20 protein-coding genes, 1 riboswitch and 1 other annotated feature are annotated in these 25786 nt (G+C 35.4%); of the genes, 16 read left to right on the forward strand and 4 right to left on the reverse strand.

Translation table 11 applies throughout. The annotated features are described in order from the left end of the window. The first annotated feature begins 31 nt into the window (after positions 1-31). The 7 genes from D8Q48_RS17395 (at position 32) to folK (ending at position 6007) form a co-directional block, all read left to right on the forward strand. Positions 32-1036, forward strand: a complete 1005-nt coding sequence (locus D8Q48_RS17395) for a bifunctional adenosylcobinamide kinase/adenosylcobinamide-phosphate guanylyltransferase (RefSeq protein WP_243116196.1) — start codon at positions 32-34, stop codon at positions 1034-1036. 23 nt (positions 1037-1059) lie between these two features. Further along, complete coding sequence (locus tag D8Q48_RS01190; protein WP_117989430.1) at positions 1060-1701, forward strand: precorrin-8X methylmutase; 642 nt, start codon at positions 1060-1062, stop codon at positions 1699-1701. A 114-nt stretch (positions 1702-1815) separates the two neighbouring features. Further along, positions 1816-3198, forward strand: coding sequence for a folylpolyglutamate synthase/dihydrofolate synthase family protein (locus D8Q48_RS01195; RefSeq protein ID WP_118688011.1), 1383 nt, complete (start codon positions 1816-1818; stop codon positions 3196-3198). 13 nt (positions 3199-3211) lie between these two features. After that, entirely contained in the window at positions 3212-3763 is a 552-nt protein-coding gene (folE, locus tag D8Q48_RS01200; protein ID WP_347562272.1) for a GTP cyclohydrolase I FolE, read from the forward strand. A gap of 9 nt (positions 3764-3772) precedes the next feature. After that, complete coding sequence (locus tag D8Q48_RS01205) at positions 3773-4300, forward strand: HD domain-containing protein (RefSeq protein WP_118688010.1); 528 nt, start codon at positions 3773-3775, stop codon at positions 4298-4300. Next, positions 4297-5115, forward strand: coding sequence for a dihydropteroate synthase (gene folP, locus D8Q48_RS01210; RefSeq protein WP_118688009.1), 819 nt, complete (start codon positions 4297-4299; stop codon positions 5113-5115). Before D8Q48_RS01205 ends, folP begins: the two co-directional genes overlap by 4 nt. Positions 5116-5188: 73 nt before the next feature. Continuing rightward, positions 5189-6007 carry a 2-amino-4-hydroxy-6-hydroxymethyldihydropteridine diphosphokinase gene (folK, locus tag D8Q48_RS01215; protein WP_117989204.1) on the forward strand — a complete coding sequence of 273 codons (819 nt, stop codon included), beginning with the start codon at positions 5189-5191 and terminating at the stop codon, positions 6005-6007. Between the two features lie 99 nt (positions 6008-6106). On the opposite strand, the gene aroA is transcribed toward folK, so the two are convergent. Together aroA and D8Q48_RS01225 are read right to left on the reverse strand one after the other, a co-directional pair. Next, complete coding sequence (gene aroA / locus D8Q48_RS01220; RefSeq protein WP_118688008.1) at positions 6107-7399, reverse strand: 3-phosphoshikimate 1-carboxyvinyltransferase; 1293 nt, start codon at positions 7397-7399, stop codon at positions 6107-6109. A gap of 19 nt (positions 7400-7418) precedes the next feature. Continuing rightward, positions 7419-8516, reverse strand: coding sequence for a prephenate dehydrogenase (locus D8Q48_RS01225; protein WP_118688007.1), 1098 nt, complete (start codon positions 8514-8516; stop codon positions 7419-7421). Positions 8517-8745: 229 nt separating this feature from the next. Between D8Q48_RS01225 and D8Q48_RS01230 the strand changes: the two genes are divergently transcribed. From D8Q48_RS01230 to D8Q48_RS01245, 4 genes are all read left to right on the forward strand, one after another. After that, positions 8746-10821 (forward strand): elongation factor G, encoded by a 2076-nt coding sequence (locus D8Q48_RS01230; protein WP_121055129.1) that lies wholly within the window; start codon positions 8746-8748, stop codon positions 10819-10821. Between the two features lie 213 nt (positions 10822-11034). After that, complete coding sequence (trkA, locus tag D8Q48_RS01235) at positions 11035-12393, forward strand: Trk system potassium transporter TrkA (RefSeq protein ID WP_121055131.1); 1359 nt, start codon at positions 11035-11037, stop codon at positions 12391-12393. An 8-nt stretch (positions 12394-12401) separates the two neighbouring features. Next, a complete protein-coding gene (locus D8Q48_RS01240; RefSeq protein WP_121055133.1) occupies positions 12402-13847 on the forward strand; it encodes a TrkH family potassium uptake protein in 1446 nt (481 codons plus the stop codon). Positions 13848-13894: 47 nt separating this feature from the next. After that, entirely contained in the window at positions 13895-15493 is a 1599-nt protein-coding gene (locus D8Q48_RS01245; RefSeq protein ID WP_118688005.1) for a CvpA family protein, read from the forward strand. Between the two features lie 97 nt (positions 15494-15590). Here D8Q48_RS01245 and D8Q48_RS01250 read toward each other — a convergent pair whose 3' ends face one another. Further along, complete coding sequence (locus D8Q48_RS01250; protein ID WP_117989196.1) at positions 15591-16013, reverse strand: hypothetical protein; 423 nt, start codon at positions 16011-16013, stop codon at positions 15591-15593. A gap of 167 nt (positions 16014-16180) precedes the next feature. Further along, a riboswitch (glycine riboswitch) is annotated at positions 16181-16286 on the forward strand. A gap of 2 nt (positions 16287-16288) precedes the next feature. Between D8Q48_RS01250 and D8Q48_RS01255 the strand changes: the two genes are divergently transcribed. The 4 genes from D8Q48_RS01255 (at position 16289) to D8Q48_RS01270 (ending at position 24297) form a co-directional block, all read left to right on the forward strand. Then, a complete protein-coding gene (locus D8Q48_RS01255) occupies positions 16289-17692 on the forward strand; it encodes an alanine/glycine:cation symporter family protein (protein WP_117989195.1) in 1404 nt (467 codons plus the stop codon). Positions 17693-17743: 51 nt separating this feature from the next. Further along, positions 17744-17979 (forward strand) — a binding site (T-box leader). 48 nt (positions 17980-18027) lie between these two features. After that, on the forward strand, positions 18028-20460 hold the full coding sequence (leuS, locus tag D8Q48_RS01260; RefSeq protein WP_121055135.1) for a leucine--tRNA ligase: 2433 nt from the start codon (positions 18028-18030) through the stop codon (positions 20458-20460). 374 nt (positions 20461-20834) lie between these two features. After that, positions 20835-22121, forward strand: a complete 1287-nt coding sequence (locus D8Q48_RS01265; RefSeq protein WP_117989193.1) for an aminotransferase class I/II-fold pyridoxal phosphate-dependent enzyme — start codon at positions 20835-20837, stop codon at positions 22119-22121. A gap of 334 nt (positions 22122-22455) precedes the next feature. Then, positions 22456-24297, forward strand: a complete 1842-nt coding sequence (locus tag D8Q48_RS01270) for a DUF975 family protein (protein ID WP_121055137.1) — start codon at positions 22456-22458, stop codon at positions 24295-24297. A gap of 18 nt (positions 24298-24315) precedes the next feature. Here the strand turns inward: D8Q48_RS01270 and D8Q48_RS01275 are convergent, their stop codons facing one another. Continuing rightward, a complete protein-coding gene (locus tag D8Q48_RS01275; RefSeq protein ID WP_117989191.1) occupies positions 24316-24885 on the reverse strand; it encodes a TetR/AcrR family transcriptional regulator C-terminal domain-containing protein in 570 nt (189 codons plus the stop codon). A gap of 281 nt (positions 24886-25166) precedes the next feature. Between D8Q48_RS01275 and D8Q48_RS01280 the strand changes: the two genes are divergently transcribed. Continuing rightward, positions 25167-25742: a manganese efflux pump gene (locus tag D8Q48_RS01280; protein ID WP_121055140.1), complete on the forward strand. Its 576-nt coding sequence runs from the start codon at positions 25167-25169 to the stop codon at positions 25740-25742. The last annotated feature ends 44 nt before the right edge of the window (positions 25743-25786 follow it).

Genomic DNA, 25786 nt, shown 5'->3' on the forward strand with positions numbered 1-25786 from the left:
GAATTATCAAATAAATCAGGAGCAAAATGTTATGTTATACCTTATAACAGGAGGAAGTGGAAGCGGAAAATCAGAATATGCAGAAAACAAACTCTGTGAATTAAGTAAAAAAACAAACAGTTCGAAAGTTTATCTTGCTACAATGATTCCATATGGAAGGGAAACCGAAGAAAAAATAAACAGACATAGACAAATGAGAGCAAAGAAAAATTTTCAGACAGAAGAATGTTTTACAAATTTGTCAGAATTTGTTGAGAATATGAAATTTCAAAAAAACTCGGATAAAAAAGAAATTGTACTATTAGAATGTATGTCAAATCTTGTTGCAAATGAGTTGTTTGATGAAACAGGTGTAAATACAATTTTAAAAAAACAGTATCCCGCATTATCCAATAACGAAGTAGTCGAAAAACTCACGGATTACATTTTAAATGGCGTGGAAAAGTTAAACGATATTTACGAAAATATTGTTATTGTAACAAATGAAGTCTTTTCGGAATCAACAGTTTATTCAAATGAAATGCTGATGTATAAGCAGGTTTTAGGAAAAGTAAATTGTGAACTGAGTAAAGCAGCAGTAGAAGTAGCAGAAGTAATATATGGACAGGCAGTTTTATATAAAAATGAAAAGGTGAAGTGTATGAACGAAAAAGCAGGATCGCATTTAATTATTGGTGGTGCATATCAAGGAAAACTAGAATATGCAAAAAAACTTTATCCTCAAATACAATGGGCAGACGGAGAAATGGATTCTTTTGAAAAAATTCAAAACGCAATCGGAATTTATCACTTTGAAATTTATATAAAACGAATTTTAAAGAATGAGAAATTAGATATCAAAGAAATAACAGATCAAATTTTTGCGAAAGATATACAAAAAGTAATAATTTGTGACGAGGTTGGATATGGGCTTGTGCCAGTTGATTCGTTTGAACGTTATTATAGAGAACAGGTTGGAAGAATCTGTACCACTCTTGCAAAACAGGCAGACAAAGTGACGCGAGTAGTTTGTGGTATTGGCGAAAAGCTGAAATGATCAGAAAGAAAACAGGTGAAAAAATGGCTATAGAACTAGAACAGGTACTACCAAAAGATATTGAAAGAAGAAGTTTTGAGATTATCACAGAAGAACTAGGGGATACACAATTGATTCCCGGAACAGAACCAATTGTGAAACGATGCATTCACACAAGTGCAGATTTTGATTATGCAAAAAATTTAATTTTTTCAAAGGGTGCTGTTCAAAAAGCGTTAGATGCAATCCGACAGGGTGCATCCATAGTAACAGATACACAGATGGGAAAATCGGGGATCAACAAAAAACGACTTGCAAAATATGGTGGAGAAGTATTTTGTTTTATGTCGGATGAAGACGTTGCAATACAGGCAAAAGCGAACGGTACTACGAGAGCCGTTGCAAGTATGGAAAAGGCAGCAAAGCTTAATAAAAAGTTGATATATGCGATTGGTAATGCACCTACAGCACTGATACATTTGTATGAACAAGTTGAAAAAGGAATCATTGATCCCGAACTGATTATTGGAGTTCCGGTTGGTTTTGTAAATGTAGTTCAATCGAAAGAGTTAATCTTAAAATTGGAAGACACGCCTTATATTATTGCCAGGGGAAGAAAAGGTGGAAGTAATATTGCAGCATGTATTTGTAATGCACTTATTTATATGTTAGATGAAGATTTGTGAGATAAAGCAAAAAACAGATAAGATTAGGTGAAAAATTCTACTTGTTAGAATATAGTATAAGTGATATGATGAACAACAGCGAAAGCAATCATAAATTGAAAGGAAACAAGAAACGTGACCTACGAAGAAGCAAGGGTATATTTGGACGAAGTGTCGAAATACGGAAGTGTACTTGGCTTGGATACGATTCGAGAGCTGTTGTATGAGCTGGGAAATCCGCAGAATGATTTGAAGTTCATACATATTGCGGGAACCAATGGAAAAGGGTCTGTGCTTGCATATATTTCTACAATATTAAGTGAGACAGGATTTCGTGTTGGCAGATATGTTTCACCAACAGTAATTGGCTATTTGGAAAAAATCCAGATAAATGGAAATTGGATCTCGGAAAAAGTATTTACAGAATTAGTTGAAGAAGTTCAGAGAGCTATTGTGCGTATGGAGACAAACGGAAAGGCTAGTCCGACCGTATTTGAAGTTGAGACCGCAATAGCTTTTTTATATTTTCAGAGAGAGCATTGCGATTATGTAGTATTGGAAACTGGTCTGGGCGGCATTTTAGATGCAACAAATATTATTTCCAATACAAAAGTGGCTGTGTTTACCAATATAAGCAGAGATCACATGGGGTTTTTAGGAAATACATTAGAAGAAATCGCAGAGAATAAAGCAGGGATCATAAAGCCTGGATGTGTTGTTGTTTCAGCAGCACAAGAAGAAGCAGTAAGAAAGGTATTAAAAGAAGCAGCAGATAAAAATCATGTACCGATACAATTCGCAGAGCCTGATAAAGTACAAGTTTTAGATGAATCTTATTATGGACAGATATTTTCTTATAAACAATTTGAAAATATTCATATTCCTTTGGCAGGATTATATCAGATTCAAAATGCTATAACTGCATGCGAGGTTTTACTGGCATTACAAAGAATTGAACAGACAAAAAATAAATATGAGAAAATATCGAAAAAAAGCGAATATTTGATGGAAACTATTAGAAATGGCTTCCTAAAAACGAAGTGGAAGGGTAGATTTACTTGCATACATGAAAATCCGGTGTTTATTGTTGATGGAGCACATAATGAAGATGCTGCAAAGCAATTGAAAAAAACATTAGAAAGATATTTTCCTCAAAAACATTTTATCTTTATAATGGGTGTTTTCAAAGATAAAGAATATGAAAAAATTGTACAAATTATGTTGCCGTTAGCAAAAAAAGTATATACAATTAATCTTCCGAATAAGGATAGAACATTGGATGCAGACTTATTAAAACAGGTAATTGAAAAAAATTGGGAGGCAACTGCCACAAAAGAAAAATCTTTAAAAAAATCAGATGAATCATATGAAGTTTGCAGTATGCCGTCATTGAAAGATACAATTGATATTGCCATGTGTCAGGCAAAAGAAGATGATATTATTGTTGCATTTGGATCATTATCGTATCTTGGAGATGTAATGAGACTTGTTGGAAAAGCAGAAAAGATTGAAAAATGAGGATGAGTAAATGATAGATCACGAAAAGGTAAAAGAAGGAGTTCGTCTATTACTGGAAGGAATCGGAGAAGACGTGACTCGTGAAGGATTAGTGGAAACACCAGATCGTATTGCAAGAATGTACGAAGAAATATATGGTGGAATAGAAGAAGATGCTTCAGAACATCTAAAAAAACGTTTTCATGTAGATAATGATGCTATGGTATTAGAAAAAGATATTACATTTTATTCTACTTGTGAGCACCATTTACTTCCCTTTTATGGGAAAGCACACATCGCATATATTCCAAACGGTGAAGTTGTAGGGTTGAGCAAGCTAGCCCGAACAGTAGAAGTTTTTGCAAGAAGACTTCAGTTGCAAGAACAATTGACAGGGCAAATCGCGGATGCACTGGAAAAAGAATTGAATCCAAAAGGTGTTATGGTGATGATTGAGGCTGAGCATATGTGTATGACAATGCGTGGAATAAAAAAACCGGGAAGTCAGACTGTGACAATTGTCAAAAGAGGAATTTTTGAGAATAATAAAGAATTAGAAGATACATTTTTTAGAATGTTGCGGTAGGCATTAAAAATGAAGGAATTAATAGAAATAGAATATATTCGAAAACATGTATTATACCAGGAGTGTTACATGCGTCTGCAAAAAGCGGAAGAAGGAAGAATATTTTGCCGACATGCAATGGAACATTTTATTGATGTTGCTCGCATTGCGTGGATTTTGAATCTAGAGCAGGATTTTAGAATTCGTAAACCGGTTATTTATGGAATGGCTTTATTGCATGATATTGGGAAATACAGACAGTATGAAGAAGGATATCCACACGAAAAAGCATCCGTAGAAATTGCGGAAATCATATTTCAGGATCTTCCTGCATTAACTTTTACAGAAGAAGAAAAACAAGGGATTCTTACTGCGATTCAAAGTCACAGAGTTCAACAAAACGTGTGTATAGACCAGGCTAAAAACACAAACCTATCCGATATATTAAGCTGGCTGCTATATACTGCAGATAAAAAATCAAGAGCATGTTATAGCTGCCTTGCAGAAAAAGAATGCAATTGGACAATAGAAAAAAAGAATATGGAGATTGAAATATGATTATAGGTCAAAAAAAATTTGATACAAAGCATCATACATATATCATGGGAATTTTAAATGTAACACCAGATTCATTTTCAGATGGTGGAAAATATAATTCGTTAGATTCGGCGCTATATCATGCCAAGGAAATGGCAGAAAATGGTGTAGATATTTTTGATATCGGAGGAGAATCTACAAGACCGGGACATATACAGATATCAGAGGAAGAAGAAATCGAACGTGTTGTACCGATAATTGCAAAATTAAAGACTGAATTTGATATTCCGATATCAATAGATACTTATAAAAGCAATGTGGCTGAGGCGGCGATTCAGGCAGGAGCAGATTTAGTTAATGATATCTGGGGACTAAAATACGACGAGAAAATGGCGGGAGTGATTGCTAAAAATCAGACTGCTTGTTGCCTGATGCATAATCGCGATAATACAGAGTATAGCAATTTTATTGAAGATGTTCTGGATGATCTGAAAGAAACCATTCGAATGGCAAAACAGGCAGGGATAGAAGACGATAAGATTATGTTAGATCCGGGTATCGGCTTTGGAAAAACATATGAGATGAATCTAGAGATGATGAAACATGTAGATTCCATTCAAACATTAGGATATCCTGTTCTTCTTGGGACGTCTCGAAAGTCTATGATTGGTCTGACACTGGATCTTCCGGCCGATCAAAGAGAAGAAGGCACTCTTGCGACAACAGTTATTGGAATGATGAAGGGATGCTCCTTTGTAAGAGTCCATGACGTAAAGGCAAATTATCGTGCAATCAAAATGACAGAAGCAATCATGAGAAAACATGAGGTTAATTAAAAATAAATTACTTTCTTCATGTGTGGAAATATAAAAGATTAATTATAAAATTAACGGAGATTATTTAAACATAATGGACAAAATAAAAATTGAAAATTTGGAAATATTTGCAAATCATGGAGTATTTCCAGAGGAAAATAAGTTAGGACAGAAATTTCTTGTATCAGTAGTTCTATATACAGATACACGTAAAGCAGGGAAAACAGACGAGCTGACAGCGTCTATTCATTATGGCGAAGTAAGTCAGTTTATTGATAAATATGTAAAAGAGCATACATTTCAATTGTTAGAACGATTGGCAGAAAGTTTAGCAGAACAATTACTTCTTCAGGTGACTCATCTTGAAAGGGTAAAAATTGAAATAAAGAAACCGTGGGCACCGATTGGACTGCCACTTGAAACAGTGTCTGTAGAGATTGACAGAAGCTGGCACACAGTATATATTGCATTGGGATCTAATATTGGAAATAAACGGCAATTTCTTGATGAAGCAGTTACTGCATTAGATCTACTAGAAAACTGCAAGGTAACAAAGGTTTCAGAGTATCTCGTTACAGAGCCATATGGGGTTACAGATCAGGATGAATTTTTAAACGGTTGCCTAAAGATGCGTACTTTGCTTACTCCACATGAATTATTAGACGAATTGCATCGAATTGAACAGGATGCCGGTCGCGAACGGAAAATACATTGGGGTCCACGTACTTTAGATCTGGATATTTTATTTTATGATGATTGTGTGATACAGGAACCTGATTTTTGCGTTCCACATGTTGATATGCAAAACAGAGATTTTGTGTTAAAACCATTATGCGAGATAGCTCCGTACAAGAGACATCCTGTATATGGGTGGACAGTAAGTGAAATGCTATCAAAATTATCTTTAAAATAATAGTAAGATTATACCTAAAAAAGAGAATCATAATTTGCCAGGCAAAAATGATTCTCTTTTTATGCGCTATTTTATATCGAAAGGCTATAAAATAAAAAATTATAATAAATTTTCGAATGAATCATAAAAAGTAGGATAAGAGACATCGACACATTTACTGTTGAGAATTCGAGTGGTATCTTCTGCAATTAATGCCGCAATACTAAATGCCATTGCAATACGATGATCCAGTAAGGTGTGGATCGTTGCACCATGGAGGGGCTTTCCTCCATGAATGATCATTCCGTCATCTGTGGCAATAATATCGCATCCCATAGCTTTTAAATTGTCAACAACAGTTTCTATACGATTCGTCTCTTTTACTTTTAACTCGGCTGCATCTTTTATTATAGTCGTGCCTTCTGCAGCAGCTGCCATAATGGCAATAATCGGTATTTCATCAATTAGCGTTGGGATAATATCCCCTGAAATAGTAGTACCATGAAGATTGCTTGTCCGAACAAGAATATCTGCAATTGCTTCACCACCTTCTGTACGCTCATTTAACAAAGTAATATTTGCACCCATATCTTCACATACTTTTAAAATGCCTGCCCGGGTTGCATTGATTCCTGTGTTTTTTATCAGAATTTCTGAATCCGGTACAAGAAGCCCGGCTGCAATAAAGTAAGCAGCGGAAGAAATATCTCCTGGAACCATAATTTTTTGTCCATAAAGTTCACTGCAAGGACGAATAAATGCAGTTGCTTTACTTGTGTTTAAATCATATTGAGAACGAATATCTGCTCCAAATTCTTTAAGCATTAATTCCGTATGATTGCGAGAAAGAGAAGGCTCAGTGACAGAAGTTTCTCCGTCAGCATATAATCCAGCTAACAAGATGCTTGATTTTACCTGGGCAGAAGCAACAGGAGAATCATAATGTATTCCATAAAGATTTCCGGGAGCAATATAGAGGGGAGCGCAGCCGTTTCTTAAAATGCTAGAAATATGCCCTCCCATTTTTGTTAAAGGCTCCATAATACGTTTCATAGGTCTGGAATTCAATGAATTATCACCAGAGAGTTTGGATTCAAAAGGTTGTCCGACCAAAATTCCAGAGATAAGACGAGTTGTAGTTCCACTATTTCCGACATCCAGAATTTCCGTTGGTGCAGTTAATCCATGGAGTCCTTTTCCATGTACAATAATCTTTTCTGCTTGATTTTCAATTTCGATTCCCATTTTACGAAAACAATTAATCGTTGCAAGACAATCTGCTCCTTGCAAAAAGTTCGAAATTTCAGTGGTTCCACTGGCAATAGAACCAAACATAATGCATCTGTGAGAAATAGATTTATCCCCAGGAATATTTACTTCTCCTCGAAGCCCCGTGATTTTAGCTAATTCCATATTGTAATACCTCCCTTGGCTAAACTTCATATACGATATAATGATATTTCTTCAGTAGTGCCGCAGCTTGCACAGAAGAATCCTGATCATAAAATTCTATTAATAAAACACCCTCTTCAAATTCTCGGTTATGAATAATACCAATATTTTTAATACTGATGTGATTCGTCGCTAAAATCGTTGCAATTGTTGCAATTCCACCGGCTTCATCCACAATATCACAATACAATAAAAATTGACGCTTGATAGGTCCCGCTGAACTATTAGGCATCGAATTGCGATAATCTCTGGAACTTTCAAACATACAATATAATTCCCGTTCAGAAGACTGGTCAATTAATTTTTTCGTTTCAGATAAAGAATCAATAAAACCACCGAGGATTTTTGAAATTGGTTCTTTGTTTTTTAAACAAATCTGCTGCCACATAATTGGTGATGAGGACGCGATTCTTGTAATGTCTTTAAATCCTCCGGCTGCAAGCATCTTCATTAACTCATCATCTGTGTCAGTTTTTTTAACGAAATTTACAAGATTCGAAGCAATAATATGCGGAAGATGGCTGATAGTTCCGGTAAGCATATCATGCTGGTGATAATCGAGTTCAATAGGCAATGCCTTTAATGAAGAAACAAATGTCTTATAGGCTTCCACTTTTTCTCTTGAAACATTTGCTGAAGGGGTAAGGATATAGTAAGCATTCTCAATAAGAATTGCTTTTGAATTTACAAAACCACTTTTTTCAGAACCTGCCATCGGATGTCCTCCGATAAAATTTTCTTCTAATCCAAGTCGAATGATTTCTTCGTGGATAGATGTTTTTACGCTTCCAACATCTGTTAAAATACAATTTGATGAGATATAATCCTTTAATTGGCTTAAATAAGCATTGTTAAAAGAAATTGGTGCACATAAAAAAATATAATCACAATCTCTAAAATTATCATCAATAGAAGAAGAAACAGTATGGATAATTTCTTCTTGAACAGCAAGTGCAAGTGTTTCTTTATTTTTGTCAAAGGCAAGAAGTTCATAGTCAGGATAATATTGGCGAATTGCTTTTGCAATAGAACCACCAATCAACCCAAGACCAACAAAACCAATTTTTTTTGCTTTCATAATAGCTCTCCTTCTTTATATATATGCATATATTTAAGTATATTATCATTTTAACGCGTAAAAGTAAAGAAGAGTAGATCTTAAAAAAAGAAGAACGGAAAAAACATTGTGTAAAATATATAAAAAGGTTGTAATATTGAAAAAAGTTTAGTACAATATTCACATATCATATGTATGCGGAATAAGAACGAGAAAAGACATGCATAAAAACATACAAGGAGGCAGCAACATGAAGGTTTACAGAACAGACGAGATTAGAAACGTGGTATTACTCGGACATGGAGGCAGTGGAAAGACAAGTCTTGCGGAGGCAATGCTTTATGTATCAGGAGCAACAACTCGCATGGGAAAGGTTTCAGAATCCAATACAGTAAGCGATTTTGATAAAGAAGAACAGAAGCGTGGTTTTTCAATCGGAACAAGTTTGATTCCAATCGAGTGGGAAAAAGCAAAGATTAATATTTTAGACACTCCGGGATATTTTGATTTTGTAGGTGAAGTGGAGGAAGCTGTCAGTGCAGCAGACGCAGCAGTTATCGTTGTATCAGGTAAAGCGGGTGTACAGGTTGGAACTGAAAAAGCATGGGAACTTTGCGATAAATACAATCTTCCACGAATGATTTATGTAACAGAGATGGATGTGGACGATGCAAGTTTTCGACAGGTAGTAGAAGATCTTACATCACGGTATGGTAAAAAAATCGCACCACATTTCCAGCCGATTCGTGAAAATGAAAAATTAGTAGGTTATATTAATGTAATTAAGAATGCAGCAAGACGTTACACAGAAATAGGTCAGAGAGAGGAATGTGAGATTCCAGATTATTGTCTGCCAAACCTTCAGATATTAAGAGATTCCTTGATGGAAGCTGTTGCAGAGACAAGTGAAGAATTTATGGATCGTTATTTTAATGGAGAAGAGTTCTCTATCGAAGAAATTCGTGCAGCTATGCGTACAGAAGTAATGGACGGAACAATTGTACCGGTAGCGATGGGATCAAATATACAGGCTCAGGGTGTTGCGAATCTTTTGTCTGATATTGTTCGCTTCTTCCCAAGTCCGGATAAAAGAACTTGTGTTGGTATTAATCGTACAACGAATGATATTTTTGAGGCTAATTATGAATTTTCAAAAGCAAAAACAGCTTATGTATTTAAAACTATGGTAGATCCATTTATTGGAAAATATTCATTTATTAAAGTATGCTCCGGAGTATTAAAAGGAGATGATGTATTATATAATCCTAATTCAGACGCAGAAGAAAAACCTGGTAAGCTTTACGTTATGTGTGGAAATAAACCAACCGAAGTATCAGAATTGTTTGCAGGCGATATAGGAGCAGTTGCAAAGCTTTCTAATACAGCTACCGGAGATACACTTGCTACAAAAAATACACAAGTACTGTATCCGAAGACAGATTATTCTGTACCTTATACATATATGAGATATCGTGTAAAAAATAAAGGTGATGAAGACAAAGTATCTCAGGCAATATCCAGAATGATGGCAGAGGATGTAACATTAAAAGCTGTTAATGACAGTGAAAATCATCAGTCTCTGTTGTATGGTATGGGCGAGCAGCATTTGGAAATTGCTGCAAGCAAGATTGCTGCAAGATATAAAGTAGAAATCACATTAGAAACACCAAAAGTAGCATTTCGCGAGACAATCAAAAAGAATTCCGATGTGGATTCAAAGTACAAAAAACAATCAGGTGGACATGGTCAGTACGGACATGTAAAGATGAGATTTAGCCCATCCGGAGATCTTGAGACACCATTCGTATTCGAAGAAGAAGTTGTAGGAGGAGCTGTTCCAAAGAACTTCTTCCCGGCAGTAGAAAAAGGATTGCAGGAATCTGTATTAAAAGGACCTTTAGCAGGATATCCTGTTGTTGGAGTTAAAGCAGTTTTATATGATGGTTCTTATCATCCTGTAGATTCATCAGAGATGGCTTTCAAAACAGCTACAATCCAGGCATTTAAGAAAGGATTTATGGAAGCAGGTCCGGTTCTTCTTGAGCCAATTGCATCCTTGAAAGTAACAGTTCCTGATAGTTACACAGGAGATGTTATGGGAGATTTGAATAAACGAAGAGGTAGAGTGCTTGGTATGAATCCTGTTGCAGGAGGTAAACAGGTAATCGAAGCAGATATTCCGATGACAGGGCTGTTTGGTTATTGTACAGTGCTTCGTTCCATGACAGGTGGAAGAGGAAATTACGAATATACATTTTCTAGATATGAGCAGGCTCCTTCAGATGTTCAGGAGAAAGAAATTGCAGCAAGAGCACAGGAAGCATAATATAAAAGAAGATCATAAAAATAGTAGAAGGGAGTGGCACTATGGAAGTGAGCCACTCCCTTCCATAGTGTAAAAAAGTTTATAAAATAAGATTGTACACTTATAAATACGTTTTATCTGTATAAAATCATTGTACTTTCAATATAAAAGTGCTATAATTCATCTACTGTTCAGATAGATGAAATCTAAAGAAAAAAGTAGAGGAAAAGAAAAATGAAGATTGTCATTATTGGTGATGGGAAGGTTGGGTATAAGCTTGCAAAAGCTCTTTCCGCAGAAGAATATGATGTTGTTTTGATTGACAGTAACGAAGAAAAACTAATGGAGGCAATGAATCGACTGGATATTATGTGTATTCCTGGTGAGGGAGGAAATGCAGAAGTGCAAAAAAACGCCGGTGTACCGGAGGCGGATCTGGTAATTGCCTGTACTTCAACAGATGAGTGCAATATGCTTAGTTGTCTCATTGCAAGAAGGATTGGTGCAAAACATACTATTGCGCGAGTGAGAAATCCAATTTATTATAAACAGATTGACTTGCTTAAAGAAGACTTACGATTAAGTATGGCAGTAAATCCAGAACTTGCAGTAGCCGGAGAAATTTCACGTGTACTTTTGTTCCCTGATGCCAGTAAGGTTGAAACATTTGTAAAAGGTAGAGTAGAACTTGTTGAATTTCTTATCGGTAAGGGGAATAAGCTTGCAGGTATGTCTCTTGCGGAGATTAATAATCAGTATCAGATTAAAGTATTAGTCTGTGCGGTAGAACGAGGATCCGATGTGTTTATTCCAGACGGAGAATATGTAATTCAAGAAGGAGATCGTCTTCATGTGGCAGCTTCGCATAAGGAAATTGGACTGTTTTTTAAAGTGTTTGGAAGTCGAAGAAGCAAAATTAAAAAAGTTCTAATCTGTGGCGGCGGAAGTGTAAGCTATTATCTTGCATTACAATTATGCGGATTGGGAATGCAGGTGAAGATTATTGAGTTGAATAAAAAAAGATGTGAAGATTTGTGCGAGATGCTCCCAAAAGCTACTATCATTTGTGGAGATGCAACAGACCATGATCTGCTCATGGAGGAAGGCGTTCAAGATGCAGACGCATTTGTAGCTCTGACTGGTATGGATGAAGAAAACATCATTTTGTCATTATTTGCAAAGAGTCAGAATGTAGGAAAAATTATAACAAAAGTAAATGAAGATCAACGTGCACAGATGGTAGAGGATTATGGGATTGACAGTATTGTATCTGCAAAAACAGTCACTGCGGATGTTATCTTAAGTTATGTTCGGGCACGAAAAAATTCACAGGGAAGTGCAAATGTAGAAACAATGTATCGGCTTATTGATGAAAAAGTTGAAGCATTGGAGTTTATCGTTAAGAAAGAAACTCGTTATACAAATGTTCCATTAAAAGAATTACAATTAAAGAGTAATAACCTAATTGCATGTATTGCACGTAAACGAAACATTATTATCCCTAACGGAGATGATTCTATTCAGGTGGGAGATAATGTAATCGTAATTACAATGGAAAGACAAATCCGCGATATTGAGGATATTTTGTTGTAGGTGTTGATATGAATAAGAAAATGATAATGTATATATTAGCAAAAATGGTGGGAGTAGAGGGCATTGTGCTATTGCTCCCGGCAGTTATATCTTTGATATATGGGGAAAAAAGTGCTTTTTGTTTTCTGATAGTAAGTGCAGTGTTGATATTGATATATTTTTTGCTGGGAAGAAAAGTTCCTAAGAACAAAAGAATATATGCAAAGGACGGATTAGTAATTGTTGGTGCGGCATGGATTTTATGGTCACTCTTTGGTGCTGTCCCATTTTATATAAGCGGAAGCATTCCAAATTATCTGGATGCATTTTTTGAAACAGTATCTGGATTTACAACAACAGGTTCTACGATATTAACAGATATTGAAGTCCTTCCAATGGGAATGTCTTTCTGGAGAAGTCTGACACATTGGATTGGTGGAATGGGTGTACTGGTCTTTGTTATGGTACTGACATCTCTTGATGATGATGATTCTATGCACTTAATGAGAGCGGAGGTTCCAGGTCCGGAAGCAGATAAACTTGTGCCAAAAGCAAGATATACTGCAAGAATTTTATATGCAATGTATTTTGTATTGACAGCGGCAGAAGTTATATTTTTAATGTTCGGAGGAATGAATTTCTTTGATGCATTATTACACGCATTTAGTACTGCCGGGACAGGTGGTTTTTCCAATAAAAATAGCAGTGTTGCGTATTATGACAGTGCTTATATTGATGGTGTAGTTACAGTGTTTATGATCTTATTTGGAGTTAATTTTAATTTATATTTTCTCCTTCGTCTAAGAAATTGGAAAGAAGCATTAAAAAACGAAGAGCTGCATGCATATCTTGGAATTATTGCAGGTTCCATAGCTATTATTAGTTTAAATATTGTGGGAATGTACGGAAATATTTTACATGCATTCCGATATGCATCATTCCAGGTAGCAGCAATTATTACTACAACAGGATTTTGTACAGCAAATTACAATCTGTGGCCAGAACTGTCTAAAACAATATTGCTGTGTCTTATGATTATTGGTGCATGCGCCGGATCTACAGGCGGTGGAATTAAAGTTTCACGATTATTAATTATGTTAAAAAGCATAAAAAAACAAGTAAAAAACATGTTGCATCCAAAGGCAGTTACGATTGTAAAAGTGAACGGAAAGAAAATAAATGAAAGTACTATGAAAGGTGTATATATTTATTTTATATGCTATATAATGATACTGATGGCATCAGTATTACTTGTTTCTATTAATAATTTTGATTTTGCAACAACATTTAGTTCTGTGCTTACAACTTTAAATAATGTTGGGCCAGGTATTTCACAAATCGGTCCGGTTGAAAACTTCTACAAGTTTTCGGCATTATCTAAAATCGTTTTTTGCATGGATATGTTACTTGGAAGATTAGAAATATTCCCATATTTATTGTTATTATCGCCAGAACTTTGGAGAAGACGATTCTAATAGTAGTTAAATGACAAGCTTAGTTGGATAAAGGCAGGAGAGAAAAAATGAAAAAAGGAAAATGGAAGCTGGCATCGGTAGTAGCAGTGCTGATTCTGGCAGGATTATATTATTATATAGCATTACCGGCAATTAATATTCATGCAACAGAGATATGGATGTTCATGCTGATCGTAGTAGTTTTAATAGGAGCGGTTTATCTTGCAAAGAGAAAGCCTACAAAGTTTGAAATGAAAAGATTGTTAGGCTTTAAGATTATTGCCGGAATTTTAATTTTGCTTCTTGCAGTTTATTTAATCGGCAGTTTGTTGTCCTCGCCAATTGTAAACGCAAAGAAATATCAGAAATTATTGAAAGTAGAGACCGGGAAATTTACTACAGATGTAGAAGAATTATCATTTGATCAGATTCCTTTGTTAGATAAAGACTCTGCAACGATTCTTGGAAATCGTAAAATGGGAAGTATGGTGGATATGGTTTCACAGTTTGAGGTTGATGATCTTTATAGCCAGATTAACTATAAGGATCAGCCTGTTAGAGTATCTCCGCTTCGTTATGCAAGTTTAATTAAATGGTTTACGAATCAAAAAGAAGGAATTCCGGCATATATTCGCATCGATATGGCAACACAAAACACTGAACTTGTCAAATTAAGCGAAGGTATGAAGTATACAACCAGTGATCATTTTAACAGAAATATTTATCGTCATTTGCGTTTTAATTATCCGACTTATATTTTTAATGAATTAAGCTTTGAGGTGAATGATGAGGGAGTTCCATATTGGATCTGTCCCGTTAAACAATATAACATTGGGTTGTTTGGCGGCGTAACAGTAGGAAGAGTTGTCCTTTGTAACGCAATTACAGGAGAAACACAGGATTATGCAATAGAAGATGCACCAGAATGGATAGACCGGGCTTATTCTGCTGATTTACTTGTGGAATTATATAATTATCATGGAACTCTAAAACATGGATACTTTAATAGTATTTTAGGACAGAAAGATTGCTTGATGACAACAAGTGGATATAATTATCTGGCAATTGATGATGATGTCTGGGTATATACAGGTGTAACATCTGTCAGCGGAGATCAATCTAATGTTGGTTTTGTTCTTATGAATCAACGTACTATGGAAACAAAATTTTATGAAGTGGAAGGCGCAACAGAAGATTCGGCAATGTCTTCTGCTGAAGGCCAGGTACAGAATCTGAAATATAAGGCTACATTTCCGTTGCTTTTAAATATTTCCAGCGAGCCGACATATTTTATTGCTTTAAAGGATGATGCCGGACTTGTGAAAAAATATGCGATGGTTAATGTTCAAAAATACCAAATTGTTGCAATAGGCGATACGGTAAGTGCCTGTGAAGATGCATATGTTCAATTAATGTATGAAAATGGTATTAAAGTTAAAGATGAAAACGTTAAAGAAACAGAATCTATTTCGGGAAAAATAACAAAAATTGTGCAAGGTGTAGTGGATGGAAATTCTCATTACTATATGATGTTAGAAAAATCAGATGAGATTTTTGATATTTCAGTTATAGATTATATTGATGTGATTAAATACAATGTTGGAGATGAAATTACATTAGAATATCAGGAAGGAAAACAAACAAATACCGTAATTAATATTAAATAAAAATAACAATGAAAAATCCTGCAAGAAAAATTCTTGCAGGATTTTTTTGACCGATTAGCTGGTCATGATAAATTGTAATTCATTCTATCCGAAAGGATTAACATAAAACCTTATATGCCGGATCATCAATATTAGGAATATCTTCTTTGGATGCACTGACACTTACAAAGAACTCGATATTGTTCGTAGCAGAAATTTTATCCAGTTTCTGAAGAAAATCTGGAAGGCTGTTGAGCGTGATATCTGCCTGTTTTAATGCTCCATCGATGAAGATCGTATCAATATCATGATTACCTGCAACCATACCATATAAGAATCCAACCAATTCTTCTAATGTCTCGATATCTTTGTAATCATCCATACAAATTGCACGAACATTAAAGTCTACACTGTATGTATCTCTGTGACTTTTTTTGATTAATACAACGTTACCGTTAGAAGTTTTAACCTTCTCATTCGCAAGTTCAATGATTTGCTGTGTTTTTCCGCTACCTTTCGGACCTGTGATTAAATTTACCATGGCAATTCTCTCCTTTATGTAGAAAAATTTTTGAGTATTAATCTGCTCAAATCTCTTATAACTATTATACACCAAAGGGGTATTATGAACAACAAAAAAACATAAAAGTTCAAAAAAATCTTGAAATATTTATCGGCGAGTGGTATTCTTGTCTACAGTGCTATAAGGCACTAAACTCAGGAGAGTCTCTTCAAAAAATCTAAAGGAAGAGCGCCGAAGGTGTACGCAGCAATTTGCTGTTAATCTCTCAGGCAAAAGGATGGAGGAATATAAACATGTTTGAGCAAATCAACAACTTTATCACATGGTTTGATGGGGTCGTATGGGGACTTCCATTGATCATTCTAATCCTGATTACAGGATTTCTTTTAACAGTTCGATTAGGGCTATTGCAGGTAAGACATCTTGGAAAAGCCTTAAAATTCATGGTGAAAAATGAAGATGACGGACATGGGGAAGTAACAAGTTTTGGAGCTTTGTGTACTGCATTGTCAGCAACTATTGGAACCGGTAATATTGTCGGTGTAGCAACAGCAATTGCAGCCGGAGGACCCGGAGCATTGTTTTGGATGGTAGTTGCAGCCTTTTTTGGAATGGCTACAAAGTATGCAGAAGGCCTGCTGGCTATTAAATATCGTACGATAGATGAAAATGGTCATGTCCTGGGTGGACCATTTTACTATATCGAAAATGGTATGGGAAAACAGTGGAGATGGCTAGGTAAGATATTTGCCTTTTTCGGAGCAGGTGTTGGATTATTCGGAATTGGAACTTTTACACAGGTAAATGGTATTGCATCCGCAATTAAGAATTTCTTTGACCCGGATATGCTTCATACAGTCAATTTGTTTGGTGGAACATATTCTTGGGCAACAGTTATTTCATGCCTTGTGCTTACAGTTTGTGTAGGTTTGGTTGTAATCGGAGGAATCCAGCGTATTTCAAAAGTTTCACAGATTGTTGTTCCATTTATGGCAGTATTATATGTGGCACTCGCTTTGATTATTATGGTTACACACATTACAGCTATTCCGGGTGCAATCGTGACAATAGTAAAATCAGCATTTACAGGAAGTGCACTTGCAGGTGGAGTAATGGGTACAATGGTTGTAGCAATGCAGAAAGGTATCGCAAGAGGTATCTTTTCAAATGAATCAGGTCTTGGTAGTGCACCAATCGCAGCAGCTGCAGCACAAACAAAAGAACCTGTACGTCAGGGACTTGTTTCCATGACAGGAACATTTATTGATACAATTGTAATTTGTACAATGACAGGTCTTTCTATTGTAATAACAGGAACTTGGAATACAGGTCTTGAAGGTGTCGAGATTACAACAGCTGCATTCCAGCAGGGCTTACCATTTCCACCTATATTTGCATCCTTTGCATTAATGCTTTGTCTTGTATTTTTTGCATTTACAACAATTCTAGGATGGGACTATTACGGTGAAAGATGTTTGGAATATTTGTTTAACCGTAACCAAAAAGCAGTAAAGACTTATCGCTGGTTATATATTTTATGTGTATTTTTTGGACCATATATGACAGTTGCAGCAGTATGGAATATCGCAGATATTTTCAATGCATTAATGGCATTTCCAAACTTAATTGCACTTTTAACATTAAGTGGAGTTGTTGTGAAGGAAACAAAAGACTATTTCAATCGAATGAATGCCTAGATAAATGACTTGACTTCTATATAAATAGTTCTTATAATAAAGAAGAATATTGTAAAAACGAAGATAAGAATTAGTAGAAGAAGAAAGTCTTACAGAGAACTGCCGGTTGGTGCAAGGCAGAAGATGGAATTCTTTGAACTCATCTTGGAGTTCTTCTGTTGAATCATGTAGTAGACAGAAGCGGGCATTCCCGTTATAGAATATAATGAGTGCATCCGACATGACATTATAGAGAGTGTTGGATGAATAAGAGTGGTACCACGGAAGTAAGCCTTTTCGTCTCTTGATAATGGAGATGAAAAGGCTTTTATTTTATATGAAAGGTAGGAATAATAATGTCACAGAAAATTGTGTATAATCACAAAGCCGTTGAGAAAAAATGGCGTGAAAAATGGGAAGAAAATCCGGTAAATCCTAGAATGGATGATAACGGAAATAAAAAGCAAAAATATTACTGTCTGGATATGTTCCCATATCCATCTGGAAATGGTCTTCATGTAGGACATTGGAGAGGATATGTAATCTCTGATGTATGGAGCCGTTATAAATTGCAGCAGGGATATTATATCGTTCATCCAATGGGATGGGATGCATTTGGTCTTCCGGCAGAAAATTATGCAATTAAAATGGGAACTCACCCTGCAATATCAACAGAAGCAAATATTACAAATATCAAACGTCAGATCAATGAAATTGCTGCATTGTATGATTGGGATATGGAAGTAAATACAACAGATCCTAATTTCTACAAATGGACACAGTGGATTTTTGTTCAGATGTTCAAAAAAGGGTTGGCTTATGAGAAGGAATTTCCAATCAACTGGTGTCCTTCATGTAAAACAGGTTTAGCAAATGAAGAAGTTGTTAATGGAAAGTGTGAGCGTTGTGGAGCAGAGGTAACGAAGAAAAATCTGCGTCAGTGGATGCTGAAGATTACAGCTTATGCAGATCGTCTTCTGAATGATCTTGATAAACTCGATTGGCCTGAAAAAGTAAAGAAGATGCAGGCTGACTGGATTGGAAAATCTTACGGAGCAGAAGTTGATTTTCCAATTGATGGAAGAGACGAGAAAATTACTGTTTATACAACAAGACCAGATACTCTCTACGGAGCAACATTTATGGTACTTGCCCCAGAACATGAATTAGCTGCATCATTAGCTACATCTGAAACAAAAGAAGCAGTAGAGAAATACATTTATGACTCTTCTATGAAATCAAATGTAGATCGTATGCAGGACAAAGAAAAAACCGGAGTATTTACAGGAAGCTATGCAATTAATCCATTAAATGGAGCAAAGACACCAATCTGGTTGTCAGATTATGTTCTTGCAGATTATGGTACTGGTGCAATTATGTGCGTACCTGCACATGATGATCGTGATTTTGCATTTGCTACAAAATTTGGTATTCCAATTGTTCAGGTTATTGCAAAAGACGGACAAGAAATTGAAAATATGACAGAGGCATATACAGAGGCTGTCGGAACAATGATCAACTCTGGAGAATGGAATGGCATGGAATCAGCTGTGCTGAAAAAAGAAGCCCCACATATCATTGAAGAGCGCGGTATCGGACGAGCTACTGAAAACTTCAAATTACGTGACTGGGTATTCTCACGTCAGCGCTACTGGGGAGAACCTATTCCAATCATCCACTGTCCAAAATGTGGTAACGTTCCAGTTCCAGAAGAAGAACTTCCACTTCGTTTGCCAGATGTAGAATCTTATGAACCTACAGGAACAGGTGAATCACCACTGGCAGCCATTGATGAGTGGGTAAACTGTAAGTGTCCTGTATGTGGCGCAGATTCAAAACGTGAAACAAATACTATGCCTCAGTGGGCAGGTTCGTCATGGTATTTCCTTCGTTATGTAGATAATCATAACGATAAAGAACTGGTTTCAAGAGAAAAAGCGGATGAAATGCTTCCGGTAGATATGTATATTGGAGGAGTAGAGCATGCTGTATTACACTTGTTATACTCTAGATTCTATACAAAATTCTTAAATGATATCGGAGTCGTTGATTTTGATGAACCTTTCCATAAATTATTTAACCAGGGAATGATCACAGGTAAGAATGGAATCAAAATGAGTAAATCAAAAGGTAATGTCGTATCACCGGATGATCTTGTGCGTGACTATGGATGTGACTCATTAAGAATGTATGAACTGTTTGTAGGACCACCTGAGTTAGATGCAGAATGGGATGATAGAGGAATCGATGGTGTAAACCGTTTCTTGAAACGACTCTGGAATTTATTGATGGATAGTAAAGAAGCCAATGTTGAAGCTACAAAAGAGATGGTAAAACTTCGTCACAAACTTGTATATGATATTACATCTCGTCTTGAAACATTTAGCTTAAATACTGTTATTTCAGGATTTATGGAGTATAATAACAAATTTATCGATCTTGCCAAGAAGACGGGTGGAATTGACAAAGAAACATTGGAAACAATTGCTGTATTACTTTCACCATTTGCACCACATTTTGCAGAAGAAATGTGGGAGCAGCTCGGACATACAGAAACAATCTTCAAAGCAGGCTGGCCTGTATATGATGAAAAAGAAATGGCAGATGACGAAATAGAAGTTCCTGTACAGATTAATGGAAAAACAAGAGCTGTTATTTCTATTCCGGCAGATGCATCTAAGGAAGATGCAATTGCAGCTGGTAAAGAAGCCGTTGCAGATAAATTGACAGGAACAATTGTAAAAGAAATTTATGTTCCTAAGAAAATCATTAACATTGTAATGAAATAAATAATAAAAACAGATAATACCTACAACTCTCGCTTATATAAAGTGAGAGTTGTTTTTTTATATATTAGGAAAGCAATTTCCTAATATATAAAAACCGCTCCGCTAAGGATGCACACTGCAACGTACAATGTAGGTATCGCAAGCGACCGCCGCAGGCATAAGTATATGCAAAGCACATTCATTATTCTATATATATAAGTAAATATGTAACATAAGCTAAAAAATTGAATATAATCATCTTGAAAACTTCATAAATCTTGTCAAATACACCAAAAATGTAAAAAAAACAATATTTTTTGCAAGAAAAGGTTGAAGAAAAATCAAAAATCGTATACACTACTATTTAGTTAGTGAAAAAATTGGAGGATACAAAGATGACGGCGTACAAAAATTTAAGCGTAGAAGAATTAAAAGAATTAAAGACAAAGTTAGATGCAGAATTTGAAGAGGTAAAAGCCAGAGGATTGAATCTGGATATGTCTCGTGGTAAACCATCTGCAGAACAGTTGAACCTGTCTATGGGAATGATGGATGTATTGACAAGTGATACTGATTTAATCTGTCAGGAAGGTGTTGATTGTAGAAACTACGGAGTATTAGATGGAATCGCAGAAGCAAAACAGCTTCTTGCTGATATGATGGAAGTACCTAAACAAAATATTATCATCTTTGGAAATTCTAGCTTGAATGTTATGTATGATCAGATTGCACGTTCAATGACTCACGGAGTTCTTGGAAGTACACCATGGGCAAAATTAGATAAAGTAAAGTTCCTTTGTCCAGTACCAGGATATGACAGACATTTTGCAATTACAGAACATTTTGGAATTGAGATGATTAATGTTCCTATGACTGCTACTGGTCCGGATATGGATGTTGTTGAAAAACTGGTTGCAGAAGACGATGCAATCAAGGGAATCTGGTGTGTACCAAAATATTCTAATCCACAAGGAATTACATATTCAGATGAAACGGTACGTCGTTTTGCAAGATTGAAACCAGCAGCAGAGGATTTCCGTATTTATTGGGATAATGCGTATGGTATTCATCATTTATATGAAGATAAACAAGATCAGCTGATTGAAATTTTGGAAGAGTGTGAGAGAGCAGGAAATCCAAACCTTGCATATAAATTCTCATCTACATCAAAAATCAGTTTTCCGGGATCAGGAATTGCTGCAATTGCTTCATCCGATGAAAATCTTGCAGAAATCCGCAAACAGATGCAGGTTCAGACAATTGGTCACGATAAGGTAAATCAGCTTCGTCACGCCAGATTCTTCGGAGATATTAATGGGATGGTAGCACACATGAAAAAACATGCTGATATACTCCGTCCAAAATTTGATGCAGTACTTGAAACTCTTGATAGAGAACTTGGTGAATTAGAAATCGGATCATGGATTGCACCACGAGGCGGTTATTTCATCTCCTTCGATTCAATGGAGGGATGTGCAAAAGCAATTGTCGCAAAAGCAAAAGAAGCTGGTCTTGTTATGACAGGAGCAGGAGCAACATTCCCATATGGTAAAGATCCAAAAGATAGCAATATCCGTATTGCCCCTTCATACCCAACACTTGAAGATTTGAAAGTGGCCGCAGAAATCTTTGTATTGAGTGTTAAGATTGTCAGTGTTGATAAATTACTTGGCAATTTATAAAATATTGTTTTATCTCAGTCGAGAAGACTCCCACCTCTTCAGGTGGTGAGTAATAACAAATTTGTCTCAGTGGGAGTCCAATCTCCGACTGAGATAAACGCTCCGCGAGGATGCGCAGTGATTCTGATAGGAATATGTCAGCTTCGCTGACCAGAATCACGCGCCAAGTCTCACGGACGTTCGACTTGATTTATGTAAGCCAAATTTATTTATTGTTGAAAAGCAGTTCTTAAGTCGCAGAACTGCTTTTTCTTTATTTTATGATATTCTTTTAAAATAATGAAGAAAAGTGGTTAAGAATATGATAATATAAGAACATTGGAGGCACGATAATATGCTTAAGAGAAAAGAAATGAAAAAGCGTGCAAAGCAGGTTGTAAAGAAACACTATTGGCTGTTACTTATCCTTTGTCTTGGAATGGCACTGTTTGGCACCGAATTTTCATCTACATTAAATTTTGTTCGAACAGAACGAACAGAAATGGATAGCAAAACAAAAGAAAATAAAAACGCTATTCAATATAATTCAAGATTAGCATTAGATGATATATTAAATGATGCATTAGATGGACATATTGATGAGGCCTATAAACTGGCAAATAATCTTAAATTAGAAGAAATTACGCAAAACAGTACAGTTCAAAAAGGAATTGTGCTTGGAAGAAGCAGGGGAATACTGGCTGATTTAGTAAATAATATTACTTCAGGTTATTTCCTTGTAGTATTGCTTAGTGCAATAGAAAGTCTTGGATTGTCAAAAAATATTATAATTGCACTTTTTATAATATTATCCGCTATTGTGCTATTTTTAGTATGGATGTTTATCAAAAATGTACTTCAGACAATTCTTAGAAGAATGGTTCTGGAATGCAGATTATACGATAAAGTACCTTTTCAAAGAATTTTATTTCTGGCAAAAGTAAAGAAGTGGTGTAAAGTAGCGGTAACATTGGCGATGAAAGTATTATTTCAGACTCTTTGGGCATGCACTATTATCGGAGGCGTTATCAAACGATATTCGTATTATCTGGTTCCCTATATTGTAGCAGAAAATCCAGATATTGGTTGGAAAGAAGCAATTACATTATCTCGAAAAATGATGGGGGGATACAAGTGGGAATGCTTTAAATTGGAAATGTCTTTTTTATTATGGGATATGGCAGGCTTTTTGACATTAGGAATATCGGATTTGTTTTATACAAATGCATATAAGATTGTAACGTATACAGAGTTTTATGTCCAAGTAAGACTTTTGGCAAAAAAGAATTGCGTTAAGGGAATAGAATTACTTAATGACTTATATTTATATGAAAAAGCGGATGCATTAACATTGGATGAGGCGTATATAGATGTTTTATTTATGGATTATTATTTGCCGAAGAAGACGGAGCATTTGAAGGGAATTAAGGGATTTATGGCGCGAAATCTTGGAATTACACTTTATCCAAGGAAAGAAGAGCTTCAACTTGAGAAAATGCAATATGAGGATGCAAAATTCCGGTTGATGCAGGACGCTTTGACAGGAAAAGGATATCCATCAAGATTGTTTCCTATTCCTGAAAAGGAAAAAGATGTAAAGGCCGGACATATTAACTATATGCGAAGATATTCACCAATCTCTTTGATATTGATATTTTTTGCTTTTTGTGTCACAGGATGGATATGGGAAGTAAGCCTTCATTTGGTAGCAGACGGAACATTTGTAAATCGTGGAATGTTGCACGGACCATGGATTCCTATCTATGGTGCTGGAAGCTTATTGATCCTTACATTATTATATCGCTTGCGTAGGAGACCGATACTGGAGTTTACAGCAATTGTAATACTTTCGGGGATAATTGAATATATGACATCGTATTATACAGAATGTTTGTTTAATGGGAAAAAATGGTGGGATTATCAAGGGTACTTTTTAAATCTAGATGGTAGAATTTGTGCAGAGGGTCTTTTAACCTTTGGCATAGGGGGAATGATTCTTGTATATCTGATAGCTCCAATGTTAGATAATTATTTAAGAAAAATGAAAACACAAATTGCAGTTCCGTTATGTGTTATTCTTTTAAGTTTATTTATGATAGACCAAGCATATTCTTTTATAAACCCGAATACCGGTCATGGAATTACCGATTATGTCAGTAAAACATACATAAAAACGAATAGCTCAGTCAGGGGTTAAAAACTGACTGAGCTTATTTTATCTAAGAGGATACTCTAATAGATCGAGTACAGAGTTACGAATAATATAATTATAAGCGGCGTGAACCTCTTCACCTGAAAAAGGTGTGTCCTGACAAATCCAGTATTTCAAAGAATCTGCTAATCCAAAAGTATAGAAACGAGCGATAGCTTCAATAGTAAGAATAGCCAGCTTATCAGGGGCTTTTAATGGATATTTTGATAAAATTTGTAAGAATAAATGATAAATATAGTCGCTCATTAATTCCTCAAATGAATTCTGTCCTGTTATTTCGTATGCTTTTCGATAAAAGGCATGGTCTTTTTCCAGGCAGTTGCATAATAAACGAAAGATATCTTCTTCCATATTATTATCAATCAATACTTGAATCTTATCTTTAATTTCTGTTTTTAATATCCATTCCAAAACTTCATATTTATCTTGAAAATGTTTATAAAAAGTAGGACGGATAACACCAGCCCCATCAGTGATCATTTTAATTGTAATTTTTTCAAAAGGAATCTGAAGAACCAGCTCTCTGAAGGATGCAGTAAGCAGGTCTTTAGTCAGTTCTTTCTTGTCTTCCATATCAAATAACTCTCCTTCAAAAAATATCAAATATCAAATAATTCAGCCCTTTAATGTTTTCATCTGAGATATAAGTATAACACATCTTTCTTAAAATAAAAATCCTGTTTTTTCAAAAATCAATTATAGAATGTGGATACAAATAATTCAAAATGTACCTTGATTTATAACAGTTTTAAGAAAATTGTCCTTTCTGTGTTACATATTTAAAGGACTGAATATTACATATGGATAATATCTTCTGATACAATAAGCACATCAAGAAGAAGGGAGCGAAAATTGTGAGTTTACTAGAGATTATTCTGATTTCGATTGGATTAACAATGGATGTTTTCGCATATGCTTTATCGAAAGGCGCGATGATGTCAGAAATCAGAAAAAAGAATTTATTGAAGATCTGCAGTATATTTACTCTTTGGCAGGTTATCAGTATGATACTGGGAAATCTGTTGACAAATATTCCTTTCGCAGCAAAATTGGGAATGGATGTAGGTCATAATTCAAATACATTTTCCGTTTTAATTTTTCTTGGTCTTGGAATCTATATGATTGTGAAAGCAATTAAAGAAAAACCAGTCGAAGAAAAAAAAGATGAGATAATTTCAGCAAAACAAATCGTTGTATGGGCCTGTATTACAAGTATAGATGCCTTTATTGCAGGGATCGGGTTTGGCTTTCTAGAAACAGATTTCTTATTACTGGTATTTATTATTGGGATTACCACAATATCAATGGTCATTATCGGTATGTATATTGGTTATTGGATGGGATGTCAGTTTAGAAGGACTGCTGTAACAATCGGGGGCTGTATTTTACTTTTTGGTGCTGTTGAATTTATTATTCGCACACTGTATTAATGTAAAAGTAATATTTCTAATTGGTTTTATACTAAAAGATAAAG

This window comes from Ruminococcus sp. B05, from assembly GCF_003628495.1.
Taxonomy (GTDB): domain Bacteria; phylum Bacillota; class Clostridia; order Lachnospirales; family Lachnospiraceae; genus Schaedlerella; species Schaedlerella hominis.

Coding starts and splice junctions, on each gene's coding strand:
- D8Q48_RS01205 (WP_118688010.1), top strand. CDS start 3,773: ATGAAGGAATTAATAGAAATAGAATATATTCGAAAACATGTATTATAC.
- D8Q48_RS01250 (WP_117989196.1), bottom strand. CDS start 16,013: ATGGTAAATTTAATCACAGGTCCGAAAGGTAGCGGAAAAACACAGCAA.
- D8Q48_RS01230 (WP_121055129.1), top strand. CDS start 8,746: ATGAAGGTTTACAGAACAGACGAGATTAGAAACGTGGTATTACTCGGA.
- D8Q48_RS01245 (WP_118688005.1), top strand. CDS start 13,895: ATGAAAAAAGGAAAATGGAAGCTGGCATCGGTAGTAGCAGTGCTGATT.
- D8Q48_RS01190 (WP_117989430.1), top strand. CDS start 1,060: ATGGCTATAGAACTAGAACAGGTACTACCAAAAGATATTGAAAGAAGA.
- D8Q48_RS01255 (WP_117989195.1), top strand. CDS start 16,289: ATGTTTGAGCAAATCAACAACTTTATCACATGGTTTGATGGGGTCGTA.
- D8Q48_RS01240 (WP_121055133.1), top strand. CDS start 12,402: ATGAATAAGAAAATGATAATGTATATATTAGCAAAAATGGTGGGAGTA.
- leuS (WP_121055135.1), top strand. CDS start 18,028: ATGTCACAGAAAATTGTGTATAATCACAAAGCCGTTGAGAAAAAATGG.
- D8Q48_RS01270 (WP_121055137.1), top strand. CDS start 22,456: ATGCTTAAGAGAAAAGAAATGAAAAAGCGTGCAAAGCAGGTTGTAAAG.
- D8Q48_RS01275 (WP_117989191.1), bottom strand. CDS start 24,885: ATGGAAGACAAGAAAGAACTGACTAAAGACCTGCTTACTGCATCCTTC.
- folK (WP_117989204.1), top strand. CDS start 5,189: ATGGACAAAATAAAAATTGAAAATTTGGAAATATTTGCAAATCATGGA.
- aroA (WP_118688008.1), bottom strand. CDS start 7,399: ATGGAATTAGCTAAAATCACGGGGCTTCGAGGAGAAGTAAATATTCCT.
- D8Q48_RS01265 (WP_117989193.1), top strand. CDS start 20,835: ATGACGGCGTACAAAAATTTAAGCGTAGAAGAATTAAAAGAATTAAAG.
- trkA (WP_121055131.1), top strand. CDS start 11,035: ATGAAGATTGTCATTATTGGTGATGGGAAGGTTGGGTATAAGCTTGCA.
- D8Q48_RS17395 (WP_243116196.1), top strand. CDS start 32: ATGTTATACCTTATAACAGGAGGAAGTGGAAGCGGAAAATCAGAATAT.
- folP (WP_118688009.1), top strand. CDS start 4,297: ATGATTATAGGTCAAAAAAAATTTGATACAAAGCATCATACATATATC.
- D8Q48_RS01225 (WP_118688007.1), bottom strand. CDS start 8,516: ATGAAAGCAAAAAAAATTGGTTTTGTTGGTCTTGGGTTGATTGGTGGT.